Source organism: Pseudomonas syringae group sp. J309-1 (assembly GCF_032582135.1).
Classification (GTDB): Bacteria; Pseudomonadota; Gammaproteobacteria; order Pseudomonadales; family Pseudomonadaceae; genus Aquipseudomonas; species Aquipseudomonas quasicaspiana.
Genome location: NZ_JAWHNU010000024.1, coordinates 52,034 through 73,513, shown reverse-complemented (window position 1 = coordinate 73,513; position 21,480 = coordinate 52,034). Strand labels below are relative to the sequence as shown.

At 54.7% G+C, this 21,480-nt stretch carries 15 protein-coding genes; 11 read left to right on the top strand and 4 right to left on the bottom strand.

Features of this window, described 5'->3' with window-relative positions:
- The first annotated feature begins 12 nt into the window (after nucleotides 1–12).
- Entirely contained in the window at nucleotides 13–1,197 is a 1,185-nt protein-coding gene (gene desA / locus RX972_RS14930; protein ID WP_027901283.1) for a delta-9 fatty acid desaturase DesA, read from the top strand.
- Between the two features lie 138 nt (nucleotides 1,198–1,335).
- The gene (locus tag RX972_RS14925; protein ID WP_027901284.1) at nucleotides 1,336–2,322 is read left to right on the top strand and encodes a GGDEF domain-containing protein; all 987 of its coding nucleotides are present in this window, start codon (nucleotides 1,336–1,338) and stop codon (nucleotides 2,320–2,322) included.
- Between the two features lie 274 nt (nucleotides 2,323–2,596).
- Here RX972_RS14925 and RX972_RS14920 read toward each other — a convergent pair whose 3' ends face one another.
- From RX972_RS14920 to gabD, 3 genes are all read right to left on the bottom strand, one after another.
- Entirely contained in the window at nucleotides 2,597–3,970 is a 1,374-nt protein-coding gene (locus RX972_RS14920) for an HDOD domain-containing protein (protein WP_316876459.1), read from the bottom strand.
- 323 nt (nucleotides 3,971–4,293) lie between these two features.
- Complete coding sequence (gabT, locus tag RX972_RS14915) at nucleotides 4,294–5,574, bottom strand: 4-aminobutyrate--2-oxoglutarate transaminase (RefSeq protein WP_027901286.1); 1,281 nt, start codon at nucleotides 5,572–5,574, stop codon at nucleotides 4,294–4,296.
- 174 nt (nucleotides 5,575–5,748) lie between these two features.
- A complete protein-coding gene (gene gabD / locus RX972_RS14910) occupies nucleotides 5,749–7,191 on the bottom strand; it encodes an NADP-dependent succinate-semialdehyde dehydrogenase (RefSeq protein WP_027901287.1) in 1,443 nt (480 codons plus the stop codon).
- 538 nt (nucleotides 7,192–7,729) lie between these two features.
- On the opposite strand from gabD, the gene RX972_RS14905 reads away from it, so the two are divergent.
- From RX972_RS14905 to RX972_RS14870, 8 genes are all read left to right on the top strand, one after another.
- Nucleotides 7,730–9,592: a site-specific integrase gene (locus RX972_RS14905; protein ID WP_316876457.1), complete on the top strand. Its 1,863-nt coding sequence runs from the start codon at nucleotides 7,730–7,732 to the stop codon at nucleotides 9,590–9,592.
- Nucleotides 9,593–9,934: 342 nt separating this feature from the next.
- Complete coding sequence (gene hsdR / locus RX972_RS14900) at nucleotides 9,935–12,301, top strand: EcoAI/FtnUII family type I restriction enzme subunit R (RefSeq protein ID WP_316876454.1); 2,367 nt, start codon at nucleotides 9,935–9,937, stop codon at nucleotides 12,299–12,301.
- A gap of 88 nt (nucleotides 12,302–12,389) precedes the next feature.
- Nucleotides 12,390–13,859: a class I SAM-dependent DNA methyltransferase gene (locus RX972_RS14895; protein WP_316876452.1), complete on the top strand. Its 1,470-nt coding sequence runs from the start codon at nucleotides 12,390–12,392 to the stop codon at nucleotides 13,857–13,859.
- The gene (locus RX972_RS14890; protein WP_316876450.1) at nucleotides 13,856–16,213 is read left to right on the top strand and encodes a restriction endonuclease subunit S; all 2,358 of its coding nucleotides are present in this window, start codon (nucleotides 13,856–13,858) and stop codon (nucleotides 16,211–16,213) included. The genes RX972_RS14895 and RX972_RS14890 overlap by 4 nt, the downstream gene beginning before the upstream one ends.
- Before the next feature lie 243 nt (nucleotides 16,214–16,456).
- Complete coding sequence (locus RX972_RS14885) at nucleotides 16,457–17,080, top strand: recombinase family protein (RefSeq protein WP_316876448.1); 624 nt, start codon at nucleotides 16,457–16,459, stop codon at nucleotides 17,078–17,080.
- A 277-nt stretch (nucleotides 17,081–17,357) separates the two neighbouring features.
- A complete protein-coding gene (locus RX972_RS14880; RefSeq protein WP_316876445.1) occupies nucleotides 17,358–17,792 on the top strand; it encodes a hypothetical protein in 435 nt (144 codons plus the stop codon).
- 1 nt (nucleotide 17,793) lies between these two features.
- A complete protein-coding gene (locus RX972_RS14875; protein ID WP_316876443.1) occupies nucleotides 17,794–18,453 on the top strand; it encodes a helix-turn-helix domain-containing protein in 660 nt (219 codons plus the stop codon).
- Nucleotides 18,454–18,817: 364 nt separating this feature from the next.
- A complete protein-coding gene (locus RX972_RS14870; protein ID WP_316876441.1) occupies nucleotides 18,818–19,555 on the top strand; it encodes a hypothetical protein in 738 nt (245 codons plus the stop codon).
- Nucleotides 19,556–19,581: 26 nt separating this feature from the next.
- Here the strand turns inward: RX972_RS14870 and RX972_RS14865 are convergent, their stop codons facing one another.
- Nucleotides 19,582–21,156 (bottom strand): Fic family protein, encoded by a 1,575-nt coding sequence (locus tag RX972_RS14865; RefSeq protein WP_316876439.1) that lies wholly within the window; start codon nucleotides 21,154–21,156, stop codon nucleotides 19,582–19,584.
- 57 nt (nucleotides 21,157–21,213) lie between these two features.
- On the opposite strand from RX972_RS14865, the gene RX972_RS14860 reads away from it, so the two are divergent.
- Nucleotides 21,214–21,447 carry a hypothetical protein gene (locus tag RX972_RS14860; protein ID WP_316876438.1) on the top strand — a complete coding sequence of 78 codons (234 nt, stop codon included), beginning with the start codon at nucleotides 21,214–21,216 and terminating at the stop codon, nucleotides 21,445–21,447.
- Nucleotides 21,448–21,480: the final 33 nt, after the last annotated feature.

The window sequence follows — 21,480 nt, the reverse complement described above, 5'->3', positions numbered from 1 at the left end:
GCCCTATAGCCTATGTGGTACAACGGTTTGCTTGACCTTTCCGTCTGGCAGTTAGTAGCAGTCACGCTGGCGATGACCCATGTGACGATCGTCGCCGTCACAATTTATCTCCACCGCTACTCCGCCCACCGCTCCCTGGAGCTGAATGCAGGTCTGAAACACTTCTTCCGCTTCTGGCTGTGGCTGACCACAGCGCAGAACACCCGCGAGTGGACGGCCATCCACCGCAAACACCACGCTAAATGCGAAACCGTCGATGACCCGCACAGCCCGGTCGTCAAAGGGCTTTCTACTGTACTGCGCAAGGGTGCGGAACTGTATCGGGCCGAGGCGGAAAACCCGGACACTTTGCGAATTTACGGCAAAAACTGCCCGGAAGACTGGATCGAACGCAAAATCTATACGCCTTACCCGTTGCTGGGCGTGGCGATCATGGCGGTCATCGACCTGCTGCTGTTCGGCGCGCTGGGCATTACCGTCTGGGCGATCCAGATGATGTGGATTCCGTTCTGGGCCGCAGGTGTCGTGAATGGCCTGGGGCATGCCGTGGGTTATCGCAACTTCGAATGCCGTGATGCGGCAACCAATCTGGTGCCGTGGGGCATCATCATTGGCGGCGAAGAGCTGCATAACAACCACCACACCTACCCGAATTCGGCCAAGCTGTCGGTCAAGAAGTGGGAATTCGACATCGGCTGGGCGTGGATCAAAGTGTTCAGCGCCTTGCGTCTGGCCAAGGTCCAGCGGGTCGCACCCATCGCGCACCGCGTCGAGGGCAAAGGCAGTATCGACATGGACACCGCCATGGCGATCCTCAACAACCGGTTCCAGATCATGGCTCAGTACCGCAAACTGGTGATTGGCCCGTTGGTCGCCCAGGAACTGGCCAAAGCCGATGCTTCGGTACGGCATCAATTCCATCGCGCCAAGCGGTTGCTGTCCCGTGAAACCAGCCTGCTGGATGACAAGCACCACTTGCGCATCCAGACCATGCTGGAACACAGCCACGCGTTGAAAGTGATCTACGAAAAGCGCCTGGCCCTGCAACAAATCTGGGTCAAGACCAGCAGCAACGGCCACGACATGCTGGCTGCCATGAAAGACTGGATCCACGAAGCCGAGGCCAGCGGTATCCAGTCTCTGCGTGACTTCGCCGACCAGCTCAAAACCTACTCGCTGCGCCCTGCGCACGCTTGAAGCCACTGATCAGCGCGCCTCAATTGGGGCGCGCGTGATTTGAACTTCACCTCCTAAATCCACTCAGAACATCTGCCCGCGACCCCGTGCGGGAAATGTTGTGGCTGTGCGCCGCACCTTATTCTGAGATGCAGTGCCATGGACAACAAAACTCTACTGACACCCAATATTGATACTCCCGCCGCTGCGGAGACGCTACTGGCGCTGATGCACGCCCAGGCTGAGGTCGCACGCCTGAGTGAGCGTGAGCAGCTGTTCAGCTCGCTGCTGGTCAGCGTCAACGCCGTGCTCTGGGCATTCGACTGGGCCACCCAGCGGATGATCTACGTCAGCCCGGCTTACGAACGCATCTTTGGCCGCTCTGCGGGTTTGTTGCTGGCCGACTATGGCGAATGGCGCGACAGCATCTACCCCGATGACCTCAACTACGCTGAGCGCAGCCTCAACGAAGTTATTGAGAAAGGCGCAGTGGAAGATCGCGAATACCGGATCATCCGTGCCGACGGCGAAGTCCGCTGGATCAGCGACAAATGCTTCGTGAGTCACCAGACCGACGCCGAGCAACGTCTCGTCGTGGTGGGCATCGCAGAAGACATCACCGAAAAGAAAGAGCTGGAAAGCGAACTGCAGCGCCTGGCGACCACCGACGTACTGACGCAAAGCAGCAACCGTCGGCACTTCTTCGAATGCGCCCAGCGCGAATTTGAACTGGCTCGCCTGCACGGCACGCCGTTGGCGTTTCTGTTGCTGGACATCGATGACTTCAAACTGGTCAACGACACCTACGGTCACCAGGAAGGTGATCTGGTGCTGCAGAAGATCGCCGAATGCGGCAGAACCACGCTACGGCGCGGCGACCTGTTCGGACGTATTGGCGGTGAAGAGTTTGCTGCAGTGTTCCCGGGCTGTGCGCCGGACATGGCCAAGCAAATCGCCGAACGCCTGCAACGGGAAATCCAGCGCCTGAGTTTCCAGCGCGGCGACAAAAGCTTCGGCATCACCGCCAGCCAGGGCCTGACCAACATGGGAGAGGACGACCAAAGCCTGGAAATCCTCTACGCCCGTGCCGACGCGGCGATGTACCAGGCCAAGCGTCAGGGCAAGAATCAGATTGTGTTGGTATAGGTAATTCGCGCAGGAGCCGTATCCCTGACACCGCCCGGAACCGATAGACGAAGTACACCCTGTGGGACCGAATTCATTCGGGAAGGCAATGTTTCAGGCGATACATAGCTGCAAGATGTACCGGCCCCTTCGCGAATGAATTCGCTCCCACAGAATCTACGCAAATCCGTAGGACTGGCCGGATCACGCTTGCGGGCAAACATAGAATCTCCCACCGGTATTCGAGCCAGCAGGCCAAAATAGACTTTCCCAGAAGCCTCTATAGCGCCAGCACCTACCGCGATGAATCCTGCTCAGCCGCTGGCGTTTCATCAATAACCGCTTCAGGCTCCGCCTCCGGCGCACCATCCAGCAGATCCGGACCTTCATCCTCGTCATCAGCCAATGTTTCCACCACCAGCCCCACCGGCGCTGCCAGCAGACTTGGATCAGTCACGCCAGTCAGCTTCTTGCGCAAGCGCTGCAAGTCAGCGACGGTCAGCTTCAACAAGCGGGCGGGCTTGGTCTTGAGCAGCGTCGTCACGCTGTCGTCGTCACCCAGGCGCGCCATATGCCCGGCCAGGTTCATGACGAGCACTTCGCGGGTATAAACCCCGGTGTTGTACTGATAAACCGACGACGTCAGCTCCCGCAACTCAAGCGGCAAACGCCAGCGGACACGCAACGCCGAACCGTAAGCCGCAGAGTACTGCTCCAGCGCTTTTTCGATCTGTTGATCATCCAGCTTGCCACCAGCCAGCAACCACTCCTGCAAACAACCCAGCACCGCCAGATCGCCCAGTGACAGCAGCAGCCCCGCACAGAAGCAACGTTCGGGGTCGACCTCAAGCATGCCCGCCAGCACCCGCGCGTATTCCGCAGTACGTTGCGACATCTCCCAGAACTCGCTGGCCTTCATCTGCAACGCATTGTTGGTCAGGATCGACACGCGCTTCTTGGTCAACGCAGAAACAATGCTGGCACTCTGCGGAGCCCCCAAAAGCGCCAGCGCCGCACCCAGCGTCTGCACAGGCTTGACCAGATGCTTGGCCGCCGTATTGGCAGCCGCAATCAGCACTGCAGTGATATGCGGGTCAGCGCGCAACTCCTGCTCAAGCAACACCGCATCGACGCTACTCCCGACCTGACTAAGCTTCAGCGCAGTGGCGACATCCACAAACAACGGCGCACCGTCAGCTGTGTCCCGATGTTTTTCAAGGTACTTGCTCAGCGTCTGACCCGGTGCGAGCGCTGGCACGGCACCCGGCACCGGACACGCCAGCAGCAAGCCTTCAAGACGTTGGCGCAGCTTTTCAGTGTCCAGCGGCTTGGTCAGGTAAGCGGTTGGCGCCAACGGCACAACCTCGCGAACACTGGCCGTGTCACCGCGGTTGCTGATCAGGATAAAAGGCAATGGAGGCTGACGACGCAAACCGCGCACGCCACGCAACAGGCTCAAACCATCGATAACAGGCAACTCTCTGGCGGCGATGATCAGATCAGGGATGTGTTTCTTCATGAACTCGACGGCCTGCTTGCCATCGCTGCAAATCTCGAGCGCAACATCGTCACGCACGCTCAGGATCAACTCACTGAGCGTTTCACGAATCCATGGATCGGACTCAGCAATCAATACCCGAGGTCCCGCAGGCAAATCTACAGCTGTCATCAGAACTCTCTCGTCGAGCAACTCATAACCAATGATCTGAAATGTATTTCCGTAGGAGCTGCCGAAGGCTGCGAAGCGGTGTATCAGACACAACGCCATTCGCAGCCTTCGGCAGCTCCTACACGTTCACGTCTTGCAGCACAAACGTACTGTGTCAGGAGCATTTTAAAATCCTCAACAGCAATGCACCCACCTTAGCCAATGCATACGAAGGGATATAGATAAAAACCCTCATTTACCCCTTTTAAACGCAAAAAAACCCGCCGAAGCGGGTCTTTTTTGTCCGTTTGGTCACATTTTAATCAATTGCGACCTCGGCATTTTCACGCCAGCTCAGCGAAACATTCTTCGATGATAGCCAGACCTTTATCCAGTTGCTCGTCCGGCGAGGTCAGCGGTACCAGCACGCGCAATACGTTGCCGTAGGTGCCGCACGACAGAAGGATCAGACCCTTGTCGCGAGCCTTGGCCACCACCTGCGCAACAGCAGCAGCGTTTGGCTTGTGGGTGTCGCCGTTTTCGAACAGCTCAACCGCGATCATCGCACCCAGCGCACGGACTTCACCGATTACTGGATACTTGGCTTGAATGGCTTTGAGGCCCGTCACCAGACGCTCGCCGACCGCTTTGCAACGATCCAGCAGATGCTCTTCTTCAAAGACCTGCAACACCGCCAACGCAGCAGCACACGCCACCGGGCTACCGGCATACGTGCCGCCCAGACCGCCTGGAGCAATGGCGTCCATATATTCAGCTTTACCGCACACACCGGCCAACGGGAAACCGCCAGCGATGGATTTAGCAAACGTAGTCAGGTCAGCTGTAACGCCCATCTGCTCCATGGCGAAGAACGTACCGGTACGACCCGCGCCCGTTTGCACTTCGTCAGCGATCAGCAGGATGCCGTGCTTGTCGCACAGCTCACGCAGGCGTGCCATGAACGCTTTCGGCGCGACGTAGAAACCACCTTCGCCCTGAACCGGCTCGATGATGATGGCCGCGATGTCTTTAGGCTCGGCGTCGTTCTTGAAGATGCGCTCAATGCTGGCGATGGAATCGTCAACGCTGATGCCATGCAGTTCACACGGGTACAGCGCACGGAAGATACCGCCCGGCATCAGGCCCATGCCAGCCGAGTACGGCACGACTTTACCGGTAAGGCCCAGGGTCATCATGGTGCGACCGTGGTAAGCGCCAGTGAACGCGATCACGCCAGCACGGCCAGTAGCTGCGCGAGCGATTTTCACGGCGTTCTCTACCGCTTCGGAACCGGTGGTGACCAGCAGGGTTTTCTTGGCGAAATCACCTGGTACCTTGGCGTTGATCTTTTCGCACAACTCAACGTACGGCTCGTAGGCCAGCACCTGGAAGCAAGTGTGAGTCAGCTTGGTCAGTTGCTCTTGCACCGCGGCAATGATTTTCGGGTGCAGGTGACCGGTGTTCAGTACGGCGATACCGCCCGCGAAGTCGATGAACTCACGACCTTCAACGTCGGTAACCGTAGCGTTCTTCGCGGACTCGGCGAAGATCGGGTGAATCTGGCCAACACCGCGTGGAACAGCGGCTTCGCGGCGCTGCATCAATTCTGCGTTTGTCTGGGACATGTTTCCTCATTCGCCGCTCATCGGTCGGCGTGGTTCAAGGATCAAGTGGTGGATCAACACGTGACAGCATTCGATGATCGACTGTCACGGCCTCCAGCCACCAAAAAGGTTTGGGGTGCCACTAAAAACCGCCGAAACGTCGCTCTCGCGCCCCGGCGGCTGCAACCCCCTGCGTTAAACCGACAGGCAGAGGTATTTGATTTCCAGATAATCTTCGATGCCATACTTCGAGCCTTCACGGCCCAGGCCCGAGGCCTTGATGCCACCGAACGGCGCGACTTCGTTGGAGATCAGGCCGGTGTTGATACCCACCATGCCATACTCCAGCGCTTCAGCCACGCGGAACACGCGGCTCATGTTCTGGGCATAGAAGTACGACGCCAGACCAAACTCAGTGTCGTTGGACATGGCGATCACTTCAGCTTCGTCTTTGAAGCGGAACAGCGGCGCCAGCGGGCCAAAGGTTTCTTCTTTGGCTACGGCTGCATCTTTGGACACGTTGACCAGAATAGTCGGCTCGAAGAAGTTACCTTCGATGCTGTTACCACCGAACAACACTTTCGCGCCTTTGCTCACCGCGTCGGCAATGTGCTCTTTAACCTTCGCCACAGCCTTGCCATCGATCAGCGGGCCAGTGGTGGTGCCCTCTTCCAGACCGTTACCGATCTTCAGCTTGGCCACAGCGACCTTGAGCTTTTCAGCGAACGCATCGTAAACCGCGTCCTGCACATAGATCCGGTTGGCGCAGACGCAGGTCTGACCGTTGTTGCGGTACTTGGAGATAATCGCGCCTTCAACGGCCTTATCCAGGTCCGCGTCGTCGAACACGATGAACGGCGCGTTGCCGCCCAGTTCCAGCGAGACCTTCTTGATGTCCTTGGAGCATTCAGCCATCAACTGGCGACCAATCTCGGTCGAGCCGGTGAAGGACAGCTTGCGCACGATCGGGTTGCCGGTCAGCTCGCTGCCGATATCGCCAGCGCTGCCAGTGACGACGCTGAACACGCCTGCCGGAATGCCTGCACGCTCAGCCAGTTCAGCCAGCGCCAGTGCGGAGTAAGGGGTTTGCGAAGCAGGCTTGAGCACCATGGTGCAACCGGCAGCCAGCGCCGGGCCTGCTTTACGGGTGATCATCGCAGCCGGGAAGTTCCACGGCGTAATCGCGGCGGTCACACCAATCGGCTGCTTGAGCACGATCAGACGCTTGTCCGGCTGATGGCCCGGAATCACGTCGCCGTAAACGCGCTTGGCTTCTTCTGCGAACCACTCAATAAAGGAAGCGGCATAACCGATCTCACCTTTGGCCTCGGCCAGCGGCTTGCCCTGCTCCAGCGTCATCAGGCGAGCCAAGTCGTCCTGATTCTCGATCATCAGCTCAAACCAGCGACGCAGCTTGTTGCCACGGTCTTTGGCGGTGAGTGCACGCCAGGCGGGCAACGCCTTGTCAGCCGCTTCAATCGCACGACGGGTTTCAGCAGCGCCCATCTTCGGCACAGTGCCCAGGACTTCATCCGTTGCAGGGTTGTTGACCTTGATCGTCTCGCCATTGTCCGCATCCAGCCAGGTGCCATTGATATAGGCTTGCTGGCGGAACAACGTGGAATCTTTGAGCTGCATGTCGGCCTCCGCTTTGATATACCGAAAATGCGCCGCACACCGGCGGTGCAAGTTTTTGATCGTACAAAAGGCGCCTCGAACAAGGCCGCCATCAGGAAATCATTCGCCGGCCCCCGCAACGCAGGGTCACAAAGTGCAGGAAAACCGGACAAGAGCGTTTGAAATCTCAAACGAATCCTAGGGACTGCTAGGGCAAAGGACAATAGGCCGTTCGAAAAAAAGAACGCAATTGCCAACATCAGCCGGATTTTCTGATCAACGTCGTCCAAACACCTTGAAACGTGCAAAATCTACAACAGCACACACCAGCATGGACGCCCGCCAACCAGATGAGTATCATGGCGCCCGCATTGCACCAGTAGCTCAGCTGGATAGAGTACTGCCCTCCGAAGGCAGGGGTCATGGGTTCGAATCCCGCCATCTAATCCAGTATCGCTAAGCGATTGTCAGATCTACATTTTTCGACAATAGCAGGACAGCACAGGCTGGTGGGGCACTTCACGTTGTTATTAGGTGGGGCATCGCAAAGGTGCCAGCAATGCCAGCTCAACCCTCCTACATTACACTCAACCGTCACCGTACTTACTATTTCCGCATAGTAGTTCCACTTCGATTGCGCGCTGTATTCGGCCTTCAACGTGAAATTCGTCGATCTCTGAAAACCGACAGCTTACGGCTGGCGCTTCGCCGCGCTCGGCAATACGCTGCACGCTTCGAAGCTGCTTTTGACAAGGTGCTGGTTGTGGCCGAACAAGATGATTACGAACCTACTGATGAAGATTACGAAATCTATCTGAGCGAAATAGCGAAAGCCGAGGTTCCCGGAATTTGGGCGTCTAGCTCCGTAGACGATCAGAGACCACAAAGCACCCAGTCCACCCTTTCCGATGAAGAATGGCGCGCCATTGAGGACGAGCAGCGGCGAAACCTCATTGCAAAGGCGTTGACGGGGCATGTTGCCCGGACAATACCCGCAAGCATGGAGAAGCTCGCTGAGGAGCTTCGCGCTCAAGCCAGTGCTTTGCCCTTGCCGCTTTTCAAAAAACTGCTGCCAGAGCTCATAGAGCGGCTGGCGCTGCGCCCATCCCAAAGCACCAGCGTATCGGCTGAACTAGTTACGGCGAGTCAGCCTGATGGACCGACCCTATACAGGCTATGGGAGCTGCACTGGGAAACCCTAGCAAAGCTTGCCAAAAACAACAGGAAGTCGGAGCGCACTAAAGAGGATGAGCAGGGACATGCTTCTCGGCTGAACATCTTGAGCGGCAATAAACCGATCAATCGCTTAACGGTTGAGGATTTCGAGCGCATCTACTCTCAGATTTTTGATATCCGAGTAAGCCGAGGTGCCAAGCTTCCAAGCCCGGACTCGCCGAGCGAATCTATTCTTGTGAACGAGGGCGAGCAGCGTATTGGATCTAAAACAGTCGAAAAAATAACCATTCGGCTAGGAGCTCTCCACAGCTTCGCATTCCGAAAGGGAATGACCACCATTCCCCCAAACTCGCCAGACAAACCGTCTATTAATCATCACCGTGCAGGCGAGAAAGCGGTTGAGAAGGCATTTTCCAAGAGCGACCTGAAGGCAATCTTCTCAGGTTATCTGTATACCGGCACCGCTCTAAATAGGAGCAACGCTGTCTTTCCGTATCAATTCTGGCTCCCCTTGTTGGGACTATTCACCGGAGGGCGACTTAACGAGCTTTGTCAGCTCGATACGGAGGACGTGAGCAAAACAGAGGCCGACGGTATTTGGACCATCAGCATGATGGACGATGAATTAGATCGACCATTGCCTAAATCACTTAAGAATCAGTCTAGCCGCAGAGTCTTACCTATCCACAGCGAGCTCATTCGTATGGGTTTTCTGAGCTTCGTAGAGCGGGCGGTCGCTGAGGGGCGAGAGAAGTTGTTCTCGGATGGCCTCACCTACAACCCTAAAAAGGGATGGGGTAGCAACGCTACTCATTTCTTTTGTCGCTTCCCTAGCCAAAGCACTCCGGCATCCGGATATTTTTTCAAATGCGGTATTCGCGAGCGGGATGCCGAGGGCAAAACAGACCGCAAGAATTTCCACAGCTTTCGCCATACATTTACTGACATTGCCCGAGAGGCTGGAGGAGAGGCATACCTCGTTCTACCCGACCTCACAGGACATTCGAGAAGCAGAGAAGGCCAAGTCGCTCAGTATGGAACGGGATTCAGCCAGACGAAAAAACAGGCAGTTTTAGAGAGTTTGACCATCCCCGTCGATCTTTCGAACGTCACGTACTTGTCGTTCTTATCTCGCCTCGGGAACAAACTGAGCGCATCAGTTAAGAGACATAGAGTAATCCATGGCCTCAATCAAACAGAATGCAATGCTGATCGCCCATTTCCGGACAATTCATCTTCCGCGTGATTGGACTGGCTTCAGCATCCATTTGAATTCGAATCCACCAGTCGGATGCATCGGGTCTGACCAGTAAATTCAATGGCCTCAACTGGTCGAGACCACTGATGGCCGCAATCGACCCAGAGAAGCACTGGGATCCGGTTGAAAAATAGCTGGTCGACCGCGCATCCCACGACACAATCGTTCGGTACCACCATTTGCCCAACTAGCAATTCGTCAACCCTCAGCCGCCAAATCTGGCACTTTGCAGCGTCGAGTAAAGCCAAACAAGGTACATTTACGCCCATGAAGCGGGATCAGCAGCGCCGGACTGGAAAGACCAGGCCGGTTTGAAAGGGAATTGGGGTAATGGATAAAAAATCACTTTCCGAGCGAGACATCTGCAGCAAGTACATCGCGCCAGCTATTCAGCAGGCCGGCTGGGACATGCACAAGCAGGTACGCGAGGAAGTCAGCTTTACCAAGGGTCGTATCATCGTCCGAGGCAAGCTGCACAGCCGTGGTGAAGCCCGCCGAGCCGACTTCATCCTTTACCACCAGCCTAACCTGCCACTTGCCGTGATCGAGGCGAAGGACAACAAGCACTCTGTGGGCTCCGGCATGCAACAAGCTTTAGGCTATGCGGAAGCGCTGGATGTGCCGTTCATATTCTCCAGCAATGGCGATGGTTTTCTATTTCATGACCGTAGCGGCACCGGCAGCCAAGTTGAAACCCAGCTGAGTCTTGATCAGTTCCCCAGTCCTCACGAGTTATGGCAACGCTACTGCCAGTGGAAGGGGCTAGAAGGACAAGCCCAGCACAAAATCGAAGCGCCCTACTACGATGACGGCTCGGGTCGTATGCCGCGCTACTACCAAACGAACGCCATCAACCGCACGGTTGAGGCTGTAGCACGCGGGCAAAACCGTGTGCTGCTGGTTATGGCTACCGGCACGGGAAAGACCTACACCGCCTTCCAGATCATATGGCGGCTGTGGAAGTCCAAGCAGAAGAAAAGAATCCTTTTTCTCGCCGACCGGAACATCCTGGTCGACCAGACTAAGAACAACGACTTTAAACCCTTCGGCCAGGCAATGACCAAGATCGCCAGGCGCCAGATCGACACCTCTTACGAAATTTACCTGTCGCTTTATCAGGCCGTCACGGGCAACGAAGAAGAGATGAACATCTACAAGCAGTTCTCTCGCGACTTCTTCGATCTGATCGTGATCGACGAATGCCACCGTGGTAGCGCTGCTGAGGATTCTGCCTGGCGCGAAATTCTCGACTACTTCTCCAACGCCACTCATGTCGGCCTTACCGCCACACCGAAGGAAACCAAAGAGGTATCCAGCATCACCTACTTCGGCGAGCCGGTGTACAGCTACACCCTCAAACAAGGCATTGAGGATGGTTTTCTTGCCCCCTACAAAGTAGTACGTATCGACTTCGATAAAGACTTGCAAGGGTGGCGGCCACCCAAGGGCATGCTCGACAAGAATGGCGAACTGATTGAAGACCGCATCTACAACCTCAAGGACATGGATCGCAACCTGATCATCGAGGCGCGCACTCAGCTCGTCGCTCAGAAAGTCACCGACTTCCTCAAAGCCACCGACCCTTACCAGAAGACAATCGTTTTCTGCGACGACATCGACCACGCCGAGCGCATGCGCCAGGCGCTGATCAACCTCAATCCTTTGCGGGTTGCTGAGAGCCGCAAATATGTGATGCGTATTACCGGTGATGACAGAGAAGGCAAGGCCGAGCTAGACAATTTCATCAACCCGGAAGAGCGTTACCCAGTCATAGCCACCACCAGCAAGCTTTTGACTACCGGCGTTGATGCGCAGACCTGCAAGCTAATCGTGCTCGATCAGCACATAAAGTCGATGACTGAGTTCAAACAGATCATCGGTCGCGGCACCCGAATCAACGAGGACTTCGGCAAGTACTGGTTCACCATCTTGGACTTCAAGAAAGCGACCGAGCTGTTTGCCGACCCGGACTTCGACGGCGAACCAGTCGTGATCTACAGCCCTGAAGGTGACGCCTCGCCTGTTCCTCCAGACAGCCCATTGGAAGGTGAAGATGGCATTGTCGATGGCGGCGACTGGCTACCTGAAGAGGGGTCCGAGGGTGATACCTCATCCGATAAAAAGCGCATCAAATACGTTATCGATAACCTGCCCGTGTACGTCATCGCCGAACGCGTGCAGTACTACGGTCCGGATGGCCGGCTAATCACCGAGTCATTGCACGACTACACCCGTGCGTGCGTGAAAAAACAGTTTGCCTCGCTCGATGACTTCCTACGCCGCTGGACTGATTCCGAGCAAAAGAAAGTGATTATCGAGGAGATGGCTGTTCAGGGAGTAATGTGGGAAGCCTTGGCGGAGGAGGTGGATAAGAAGCAGGGCCAAGCACTCGACCCGTTCGATCTGATCTGCCACGTTGCCTTCGACCAGCCAGCCCTGACACGCCGCGAGCGCGCCGAGCAAGTAAAAAAGCGCAACTACTTCGCCAAGTACTCCGGCTCTGCCCGTCTGGTGCTGGAGGCTCTGTTGGATAAATACGCCGACACTGGCGTAGAGCACATCGAAGATATCAAGATCCTCCAGCTTGATCCCTTTAGCCAGATCGGCGCACCGATGGAGCTGGTCAAAGCCTTTGGCGGAAAGGCTGGCTACAACAAGGCAATTCACGAACTGGAAGACGAGCTTTACGCCAGTTAAAAGCTACGTACTGACGATATGTCAGGGCAGGAAATCGAACCGTCCTGTAGAATTTCGCCCCCACTGCGGCACGCGTTGAGAGAACTTCATGTCCATTAGCTCCACCATCAAGTCCATTCAGGACATCATGCGCAAAGATGTCGGCATCGACGGCGACGCTCAGCGTATAGGTCAGTTGGTCTGGCTGCTGTTCCTGAAGATCTTCGATGACCGTGAGCTGGAATGGGAACTGATGGACGATAACTATTGCTCGCCCATTCCCGGCAGCTGCCGCTGGCGAAACTGGGCCGCCAACCCGGAAGGCATGACCGGTGACGCGCTGAAGGACTTCATCGACAATAACCTGTTCCCTCAGTTGCAGAATTTGAACGAGTACAGCAACACACCGTCTGCCTTTGTAGTGCGCAGCGTATTTGAAGACGCTTATAACTACATGAAGTCCGGCCAATTGCTGCGTCAGGTTATCAACAAAGTTCAGGAGGGCGTGGACTTTAACAAGGCCCAAGAGCGCCACGAATTCGGCAATCTGTATGAGCAATTGTTGCGCGACCTGCAGAACGCGGGTAATGCGGGCGAGTTCTACACCCCACGCCCGGTCACCGAATTTATGGTACGCATGGTCGACCCCAAGCTGGAAGAAAAGGTCATGGACCCGGCCTGTGGAACGGGTGGCTTCCTCACTTGCGCAGTTGAGCACAAGCGCAGCCGATACGTGAAAACCGCTGAAGACGAACGCACCCTGCAGGCCAGCATCTTCGGCGTGGAGAAAAAGCCGCTGCCGCACCTGTTGGCGACCACCAACATGATCCTGCATGGCATTGAGGTGCCTAGCCAGATCAAGCATGACAACACTCTGAGTAAACCCCTGATTAGTTGGGGCCCGAAAGAGCGAGTGCACTGCATTGTTGCAAACCCTCCGTTCGGCGGTATGGAAGAGGACGGTATTGAAACCAACTTCCCCGCTGCTTTCCGCACTCGCGAAACCGCCGACCTGTTTCTGGTGCTAATCGTGCACCTGCTCAAGGATGGTGGCCGCGCCGCTGTGGTGCTGCCTGATGGCTTCCTGTTTGGGGACGGGATCAAGAGTCGTATCAAGAAAAAGCTGCTGACCGAGTGCAACCTGCACACCATCGTTCGCCTGCCCAAGGGAGTCTTCAATCCCTATACCGGCATTAAGACCAACCTGCTGTTCTTCACTAAAGGCACACCGACCAAACAGGTGTGGTTCTACGAGCACCAGTACCCGATCGGAGTGAAAAACTACTCGAAAACCCGACCCATGCGCATTGAAGAGTTCGCCGTGGAACAAGACTGGTGGGGCAACGAAGCCGATGGCTTTGCCACGCGGGTGGAAAATGAATTCGCTTGGAAAATGAGCGTCAAGGAACTGCAAGCGCGCAACTGGAACCTAGACTGCAAAAACCCTCATATCGGCGAGCAGATCAGCCACGACCCTGACGAAATGTTGCGTAGCTACGCCACGTTGCAAGGTGAGATCGGCGAGTTGCGCGACCAGCTCAAGGCCGTGCTGGCCGAAGCCCTGGAGCGTCAGGTATGACGGCGTCGCTCACCGGCAATCTACCGCTGCTAGCTGGTGCTCCCAACGGCATCAAAAAACTGCGAGAGCTGATTCTGGAGCTCGCGGTGCGTGGCAAGTTGCTTGAGCAAAACGCCGATGATGAGGCAGCCGGAGAGTTGCTCAAGCAGATTACGGAAGAAAATAGCCAGCTTATTGTTAAGGGAAAAACCAGAGAGCAGGTACCGCTGCAAGAAATTGACGAGGTAGCAGCACCGTTTAAATCAGCACCGGGTTGGCTATGGATAAAACTTGGTGATATTTCGTTAATCGAGCGAGGTGGTTCGCCCCGACCAATTAAAGATTTTTTGACAGAAGATGCAGACGGCCTAAATTGGATAAAAATTGGTGACACTGATAAAGGTGGAAAATACATCACGTCTGCAGGTGAAAGGATTCGGCGTGAAGGCCTAGTCAAGACCCGCATGGTTTATCCAGGTGATTTCCTACTGACAAATTCAATGAGCTTTGGCCGTCCGTACATCACGCAAATCGAAGGTTGCATTCACGACGGTTGGCTGAGAATCAGCCCACCTTCTTCGCTGGTTAAAGATTATCTGTACCTTCTTCTGTCATCGCCCTATGTGCATAGTTTCTTTGTTAAAGCAGCAGCAGGCGCGGTGGTCTTGAACTTGAATGCGGATAAGGTGAGGGAGCTACCTATCCCACTTCCTCCGCTGGCAGAACAACACCGCATCGTCGCCAAAGTCGATGAACTGATGGCCCTGTGCGATTTGCTGGAAGCCCAACAGGCTGACGCCGGAAGCGCCCACGCCAATTTGGTGCAAGCGCTGCTCGACAGCTTGATCCAAGGCAGTGACGCCACCGAGTTCGAAGCCAACTGGCAGCGCCTGGCTGAAAACTTCCACATCCTGTTCGCCACAGAATCCAGCATCGACGCCCTCAAACAAACTCTGCTGCAGCTAGCAGTAATGGGCAAGTTAGTGCCACAGAATCCCAGCGATGAGCCGGCCATCGAGCTTGTCCGACGTATCAGGATTGAAAAGCAGCTCCACCTAGAAAAACTGAGGGCTCGTAAGCAAAAGATTCTGGCTACCGAATCGTTGCTGGAGCCTCCCTATGAAATACCTACTGGCTGGGAGTGGCAAAGCATTGATGATGTTTTGCATGTGACTGGCGGCGTCACCCTAGGGCGGAAACTTGGCGGCCGCAAGCTGGTATCCAAGCCCTATCTTCGGGTGGCTAATGTTCAGCGCGGGCACCTGCAAATGGACCAGATTAAGGAGATCGAGGTTCCAGAAGACGAAATCGAAAAGTACCTGCTTCGAAAAGGTGACCTGCTGATTACCGAAGGTGGTGATTGGGATAAGGTCGGAAGGACTGCGATTTGGCGTGATGAGCTGCCCGAGAGCCTTCACCAGAATCACGTTTTCCGGGCCCGCGCAGTGGTTGCAGACTGGGAGCCACGATGGGCAGAGATGTACCTGAACTCCGCCTCAGCAAGGGAGTATTTTGCGGGCTCGTCAAAGCAAACTACAAACCTTGCCTCAATCAATATGAGCCAACTTCGGGCATGTGCATTTCCCTTGCCTCCGCTGGCAGAACAACACCGCATCGTCGCCAAAGTCGATGAACTGATGGCCCTGTGCGACCAACTGAAAATCCGCCTAACTCAGGCCCGCCAACTCAACGAAAAACTGGCCAGTACCCTGGTCGAGCGCGCCCTTAATGACGATGGTAAGCAGGCTCCCCTTATCACGGATAAAAAAACCGCCCGCACCCTGCTCGCCGCCGAGGTCACTCACAGGCTGCACGCACAACGCACTTTCGGTCAGCGCAAACTGCAAAAAGTGATTTACCTGGCCGAGCATGCGGCCGGGCTCAATTCGGTTCAGGGCAGTTACTTACGTAACGTGGCAGGTCCCCATGATCGCTACCTGATGAACCAAGTCGAAGCAGAGTTGCAAAAGCAGCAATGGTACGAGCGCATTGACCGCGACACAGTCGGCCATGCGTACCGCCCGCTCTCCCTGGCAGGGCAACATCGCCAGGCGTATAACCGCACTTGGTCAGCCAATGAGCAGGCAAGAATTGAGCAAGTTATTGAGCTAATGCGGGACTGGGATACGGATCGCTGCGAAATGACCGTGACCTTGTACGCTGCCTGGAACGATTTCATCATCGAAGGTCGTCTAGTTACCGATGAAGCAATCGTGGATGAGGTCATGCACCGCTGGAACGAAGCCAAGCTGCGCTTCAGCAAGGGCAAATGGTTAGCAGTGCTATCTGAGATGAAAAAGCATGACCTGCTAACTCCAACAGGCTTCGGCAAACGTACCACCGGTGGCACACTGATCCTACCTGGAATTGAGTAAACAATGTCCTCTCTGATGCCACGCCCTGCCCTACGGGCGTGTTCTAAACTCATCCCTCACCCCATCCTCTTGTGCTCCCCTACGAAGCTATACCGCGACGTACTCTGATTTCAGCTATCAAAGAAGTAGACAGGTTTGATAGTGGTACGACCATTCGTCGACCACTATCAAATAACTATTCAAAATAGCTATACGATCGAATTATCATAGACCTATTGAATTTAAGTCTTAAGGATAAAACCTGTGAATACCCACCTCTACCTCCGCGCATCGACCAAGGATCAGGACGCCAACAGAGCAAAAGCTGCACTTGAGGCATTCGCAGCGGAAAAAGGATTAACGGTCGCAGGTATCTATGCAGAGAATATCAGCGGGACAAAACTTGACCGGCCTCAGCTGCTCGCCATGCTCGAAGCAGCAGCACCCGGTGATATCTGTCTCTGCGAGTCGGTGGACCGCCTCACACGCCTCTCACAATCAGACTGGAAGTCGTTGAAAGCCACAATCGAAGCCAAGGGCCTGCGACTGGTCATTGCCGATCTGCCCACAAGTCACGTGCTGGTGGATGATGTCGGTATCACCGGTCAAATCATGGAAGTGGTCAACGGCATGCTGATTGACCTGATGGCGACTATGGCCCGTCTGGACCAGGAAAAGCGCGTTGAGCGAATCCGCCAAGGCATTCAGAACAAGCAAGCCGCTGATCCTGAATGGAAACCTACCGGTAAAAGCAAAGACGCGACCAAGTGGGCGAAAGTTGAAAGCCTCCTAGTCAAACATCCGCAGGCTTCCGCTGATGAGGTCGCCAAGATGGCGGGCTGTGGTGTTGCGACGGTCTATCGCATAAAGCGCACGCTGATTGCCTAATATAGATTCACGATCATCAGAGCCCGCCTTGCTGCGGCTTAAGCGACTACAGGCCGCTGCACAGGTTACATGTGATCACAGCGACTCAAAGAATGACCGGCACTGAATTATCTAATAAAACGCTTGCAACCCGTTGAAATATATGAATTAACGCTAGACGCTAAATACCCCAAGGCATATGATCAAACTACTGCTCATAGAAGCAGATTAACCATTAAACAGACGAGAGACTCAACCATGAATCATTACCAACACTCCAAACGAAGGATACGCCCCAATGAGTACCATAGAAGAAAACGCCCGTGACTTTCTCCAAAACCCAGTCAACTCTTATCGTCGCTTAGCGCAGCACCTGAACAACAGCAATCCTCGAACCGATGGCGTTCGTTGGACGAAAGACTCTGCTTACCATCTCTGCCGCAAAAATGGCATCAACTCGCCTCGGCCCTGTAGGAATCAACCGGCCGCGAGCATCACGCAGCGCAAACATACCCGCCTAGCCATCGCTGAAGCGCTAACAGACGCCCTTCGCGCGTCCGGCATCATGCTGGCCTCTATTGCTCCGTTTCGAATCAACGAAATCGCCAGGCTGTCTGGCTTTCCGCTTGCCACTGTCACCGGAAACTGGGACCGGCTCGAACGCGAATTGCTTGTTTTGGCGAAACTGCCGCCAAAGCCGACCGCGCTTCACATCCTTGAAGAAGAGGTTTGAGATGGCAGGAAAAAAGGTCACCCCAAACCAAAGCACTCAGGTAGTAGTCCTTCGCGAAGCGGGCTATACGCTTCCAGCTATCGCGAATCGCCTAGAACTCAGCATCAGCACCGTGCAACGCATTATCAGGACGAACAAAGTAGTAGCTGGCGCTAGCACCCAAGCACTGATTGATAAAGCCAGGGAGGAGTTGCTCACTACGGCGTTTTCATTGGAGTCGGTGCAACAGCTCGCGGCGTCATTGGTAGTCGATGAGTTGGTGCTGACTGAGAAGATACGACTCAAGCTTGCTAACGCTATTGAAACTCTCGATCCGGCTGACCCGATGGCGTTTAGAGCCCTAGCTGCTGCATCGACAGCGCTTAAGCTGACACAGGACGTCACCCGCAAAGCATTGCCCCTGGAGAAGCTGAATCAAGCGCTTGAGATAGAAGAACTGCCCGAACTCAAGATCCACATTATGACGGCTGATGATGTCGCGGAGATGCGTGCTCAGCAGCGGCTAGAAGATGCAGAAATTAGTGGAGATGATCAAGCCGCCCTAGACGAACTGGAAAACCTGCAATGGATGAAAAATCGGCGGCTAGCTCAATCTGATCAGAAGGACGAAGACGATGATGTTGTCTGCGAAGGGTTTGACCACCTCATGACCGGGACGTGACCGGGCGAAGTGTCAAAGTCTTAGAACGAACCTGAATGGTCGATCACCTTGGCGACTCTGCCGGGATGACGATTTTGAAAATCTGACCCTGCTTCCACGTGGGTATGAGAGCCCTGATATGAGAACCACTCAGCAAAGCACACCAGCCTCATTAAGTCGTCCTGAATCGTTTACAGGATCGCTCAACACCAAGACCCAGGCCCCGTCGGTAACACGTGTAAAGGGAACTCCCAGCCAACCCTGCGTAACAGGCGCTTTGGACGGTCATGAGAAAAAACCCGTAAAGTCCCAACCCTCCAAAACGAGCCAGGGCCTAGTATCTATGCTGTATGCGAAGCAATTGGCGATGTCGAAGAGAAGTATATTGTCTACAGACACTCCCTATATTCCGGGATCAATCTACAGACGAAAGACTCTCCTTGATCAGCCTATACCCAAAGAGATGGAGCTCAAGGCATGGAAGCATACCAACGAGTTCACGAAGCTAGCCGTAGCGGCTGGCCCATTGTATGAAATGGCTCAGGCAAGATCATGGGAGCTGAAAACTTTCACTTTGATTCTCAGTAAACAGCTGAGTGACCGGCTGGATAACGGTGACGCCACCGCACTCGAATATGTGCGGGACCAGATGACACGGCAGGTGCGAGCGGCGGTCGACACCAGAGCTGAATTTTTATATGGCGTCGAAAAAGCACCCGCAGCGCTGGCTGACAAATCCAGCCGGAGACGATGGCACCTACATGGCGTGATGATCGGCCCAGTGGGATTCGCTGCTACCGGGAAAACGGCGCTGCGTATGAAGCTCCAATCGATCAAAGGAGAGGCCGACGCCGATCTTAGGTTTGATACACCCGGAGTGAGCATCGAACGTGATCAAAGGCCATCTGTGGTGGGATGGTGCTTCTACTCAGTTAAGAACGGACTATCAGTGGAAATCAAACCATCCCTTGAACACGAGTACGACCTCCCCCCTGGCAAACACACCTTCATATCTTCGCAGCTGAGGAGAGAGGCCAAACGGTGGCACGAGGCAAAGCTTCAGGGCACGGTCGTCTCAGAGATTATTACAGGCGCTCCAAGGGGGACTTACGAGCGCCTTTAACCGAAACGCTTTTTGATACGGAATGATTACTCAACCTGCATCTGAGCAAGAATAGAATTAGCGACCTTTTCCGCGAGCGCAGTTGTGCTAGTGGTACTTATTAGATCTTCAGCATTTCGGATATACCATTCGTCACCAAAACCAGCTCGGGCTGTGATTTCTACGGCATGCGGAGAATTCGCCCCATCAGATATCCATTTTGGAAAACCGTTTGGATTTTTGCTGGACCAGTATAATGATGGTCCTCCAGAATCCAAGTGTTGGTACATTCGCCCGCTACGATGGCCGATATATGCAAGTTTTACCAGCTTAGGCACCCCCGGAACATCTATAGCTACTGTAAATGCCCAGGAGCGAGGTACGGGATTGCCTGCGCAAACTTCCACGTATTCTTGTAGATCTATAGGCTGCTCGAAGATATGAGTTGAACAGCTGCCTCCAACCTGCTCGAGAGTACTGCCAATGTTGTGTTCGACGATGGTTGCAAGAAGCCGAATACTGGTTTCCCAAATGCGTAGCTGTTTTTCTTGCACCGCTCTGATTCTTTCGACCATCGGATTGAAGCCTTGCTTGCGTTTCGCCGAAAGCTCCAAGCCAATAAGTGAACCTTCAATCCGATCGAAGACAAGCTCAATGAACGAACGAATATCCCCGCCGTCGTCAGATTCCGCCAAGCATTCAAGATAACGATCACGCTCTTTTTTCTTGATGATGACCGGAGGATATCCAGCTCGAATGAGCTCAAGATTGCCGATGGCTCTGGCGGTACGCCCGTTACCATCTATGTAAGGATGGATATGGGTAAGCCAGGCGTGCAAAATCACGGCTCGGAGTGGTGCTGGCAAGGTTGCATTATCTCTCGACCATTGCTGAAAGCTTTCCATGTCATTCATCACAGCAGCCCACGTCTTCGGGGGTACGTGTTTCGCGCCTCTTATCAAAACTTGCTCGTTGCGAAACATACCAGCGCCCGGGCGATCCGTAAGAAGCAGCGTATGAACCTCATGCAGCTGGCCAATATGAGTTGGCTGGTCTTTGAGGCGCGCTAACTCCGTGATTCGATGTAAAGCCCTGTCGAGGGCGATCGCATCTCGTACGTAAGCTGGATCGTGGCCGGTGATGGTGATCCCCTTGAGCACTGCGAGCTCCGTTTCGCCGACAGAGAGCGTGCTCCCCTCAATGGCATTCGACTCCGCAACTTGCTCAAAGCGCCTTTCTCCGTAGTAGTCTCGAAGAGTGACCTCTGTGAGCGTCCCGGCGCTGCGTAAAAGAGCGACTCGCTCTTCGATCGCCTCTAGGCGCTCCCGAACCTGCAAGGTTGCCGGTCCATCGAGGGTGTAAGGCGTTGCCTCAAGACTGAACATGACTTTCTCCCTGAAAGCGACTGGCTGATGAGCCCCATTCTCGCTTTGCCCGGAATAATTGGCCACACCGTAATCGTGGACTTTGACATTTAAATCACCGGTACACCCGCAGACGATGAGGTAGGCCTCAACAGCAATATTTAAGCGCTTGCCAAGACGTTGGGTATCACTGACTTTGCTTTTACAACTGAGTTTGTCGGCAGCGAGAGCGAAGAGAGCCACGGCTTCCACATTCACGGTATCGCATGCATACCGGCTGCACTCACTGATGTAGCTATACAGCAGCTATTAGCCTTGAAGCAGAATTTGAAAGCAAACCCGCCGATCAAGGGATATCGCAAGCGCGAAAAAAATGAAGCCATATCAGTGACCGAGCTTCAGACGCCGAGGGCCTGGGTATCCTACACCGAGAAAGAGTTCGACTTTACCTCCCACCGCTTGAAATCCAATCCAAGCTACGGCAGCAGATCGGCGGCCCTTGCAGGCCGAAAGTTTTATGAGGACATGAGAGCCTGGCTGCGTTCATAGACGCATTTTCAGACTTTATCCGTTGCTGAAAGC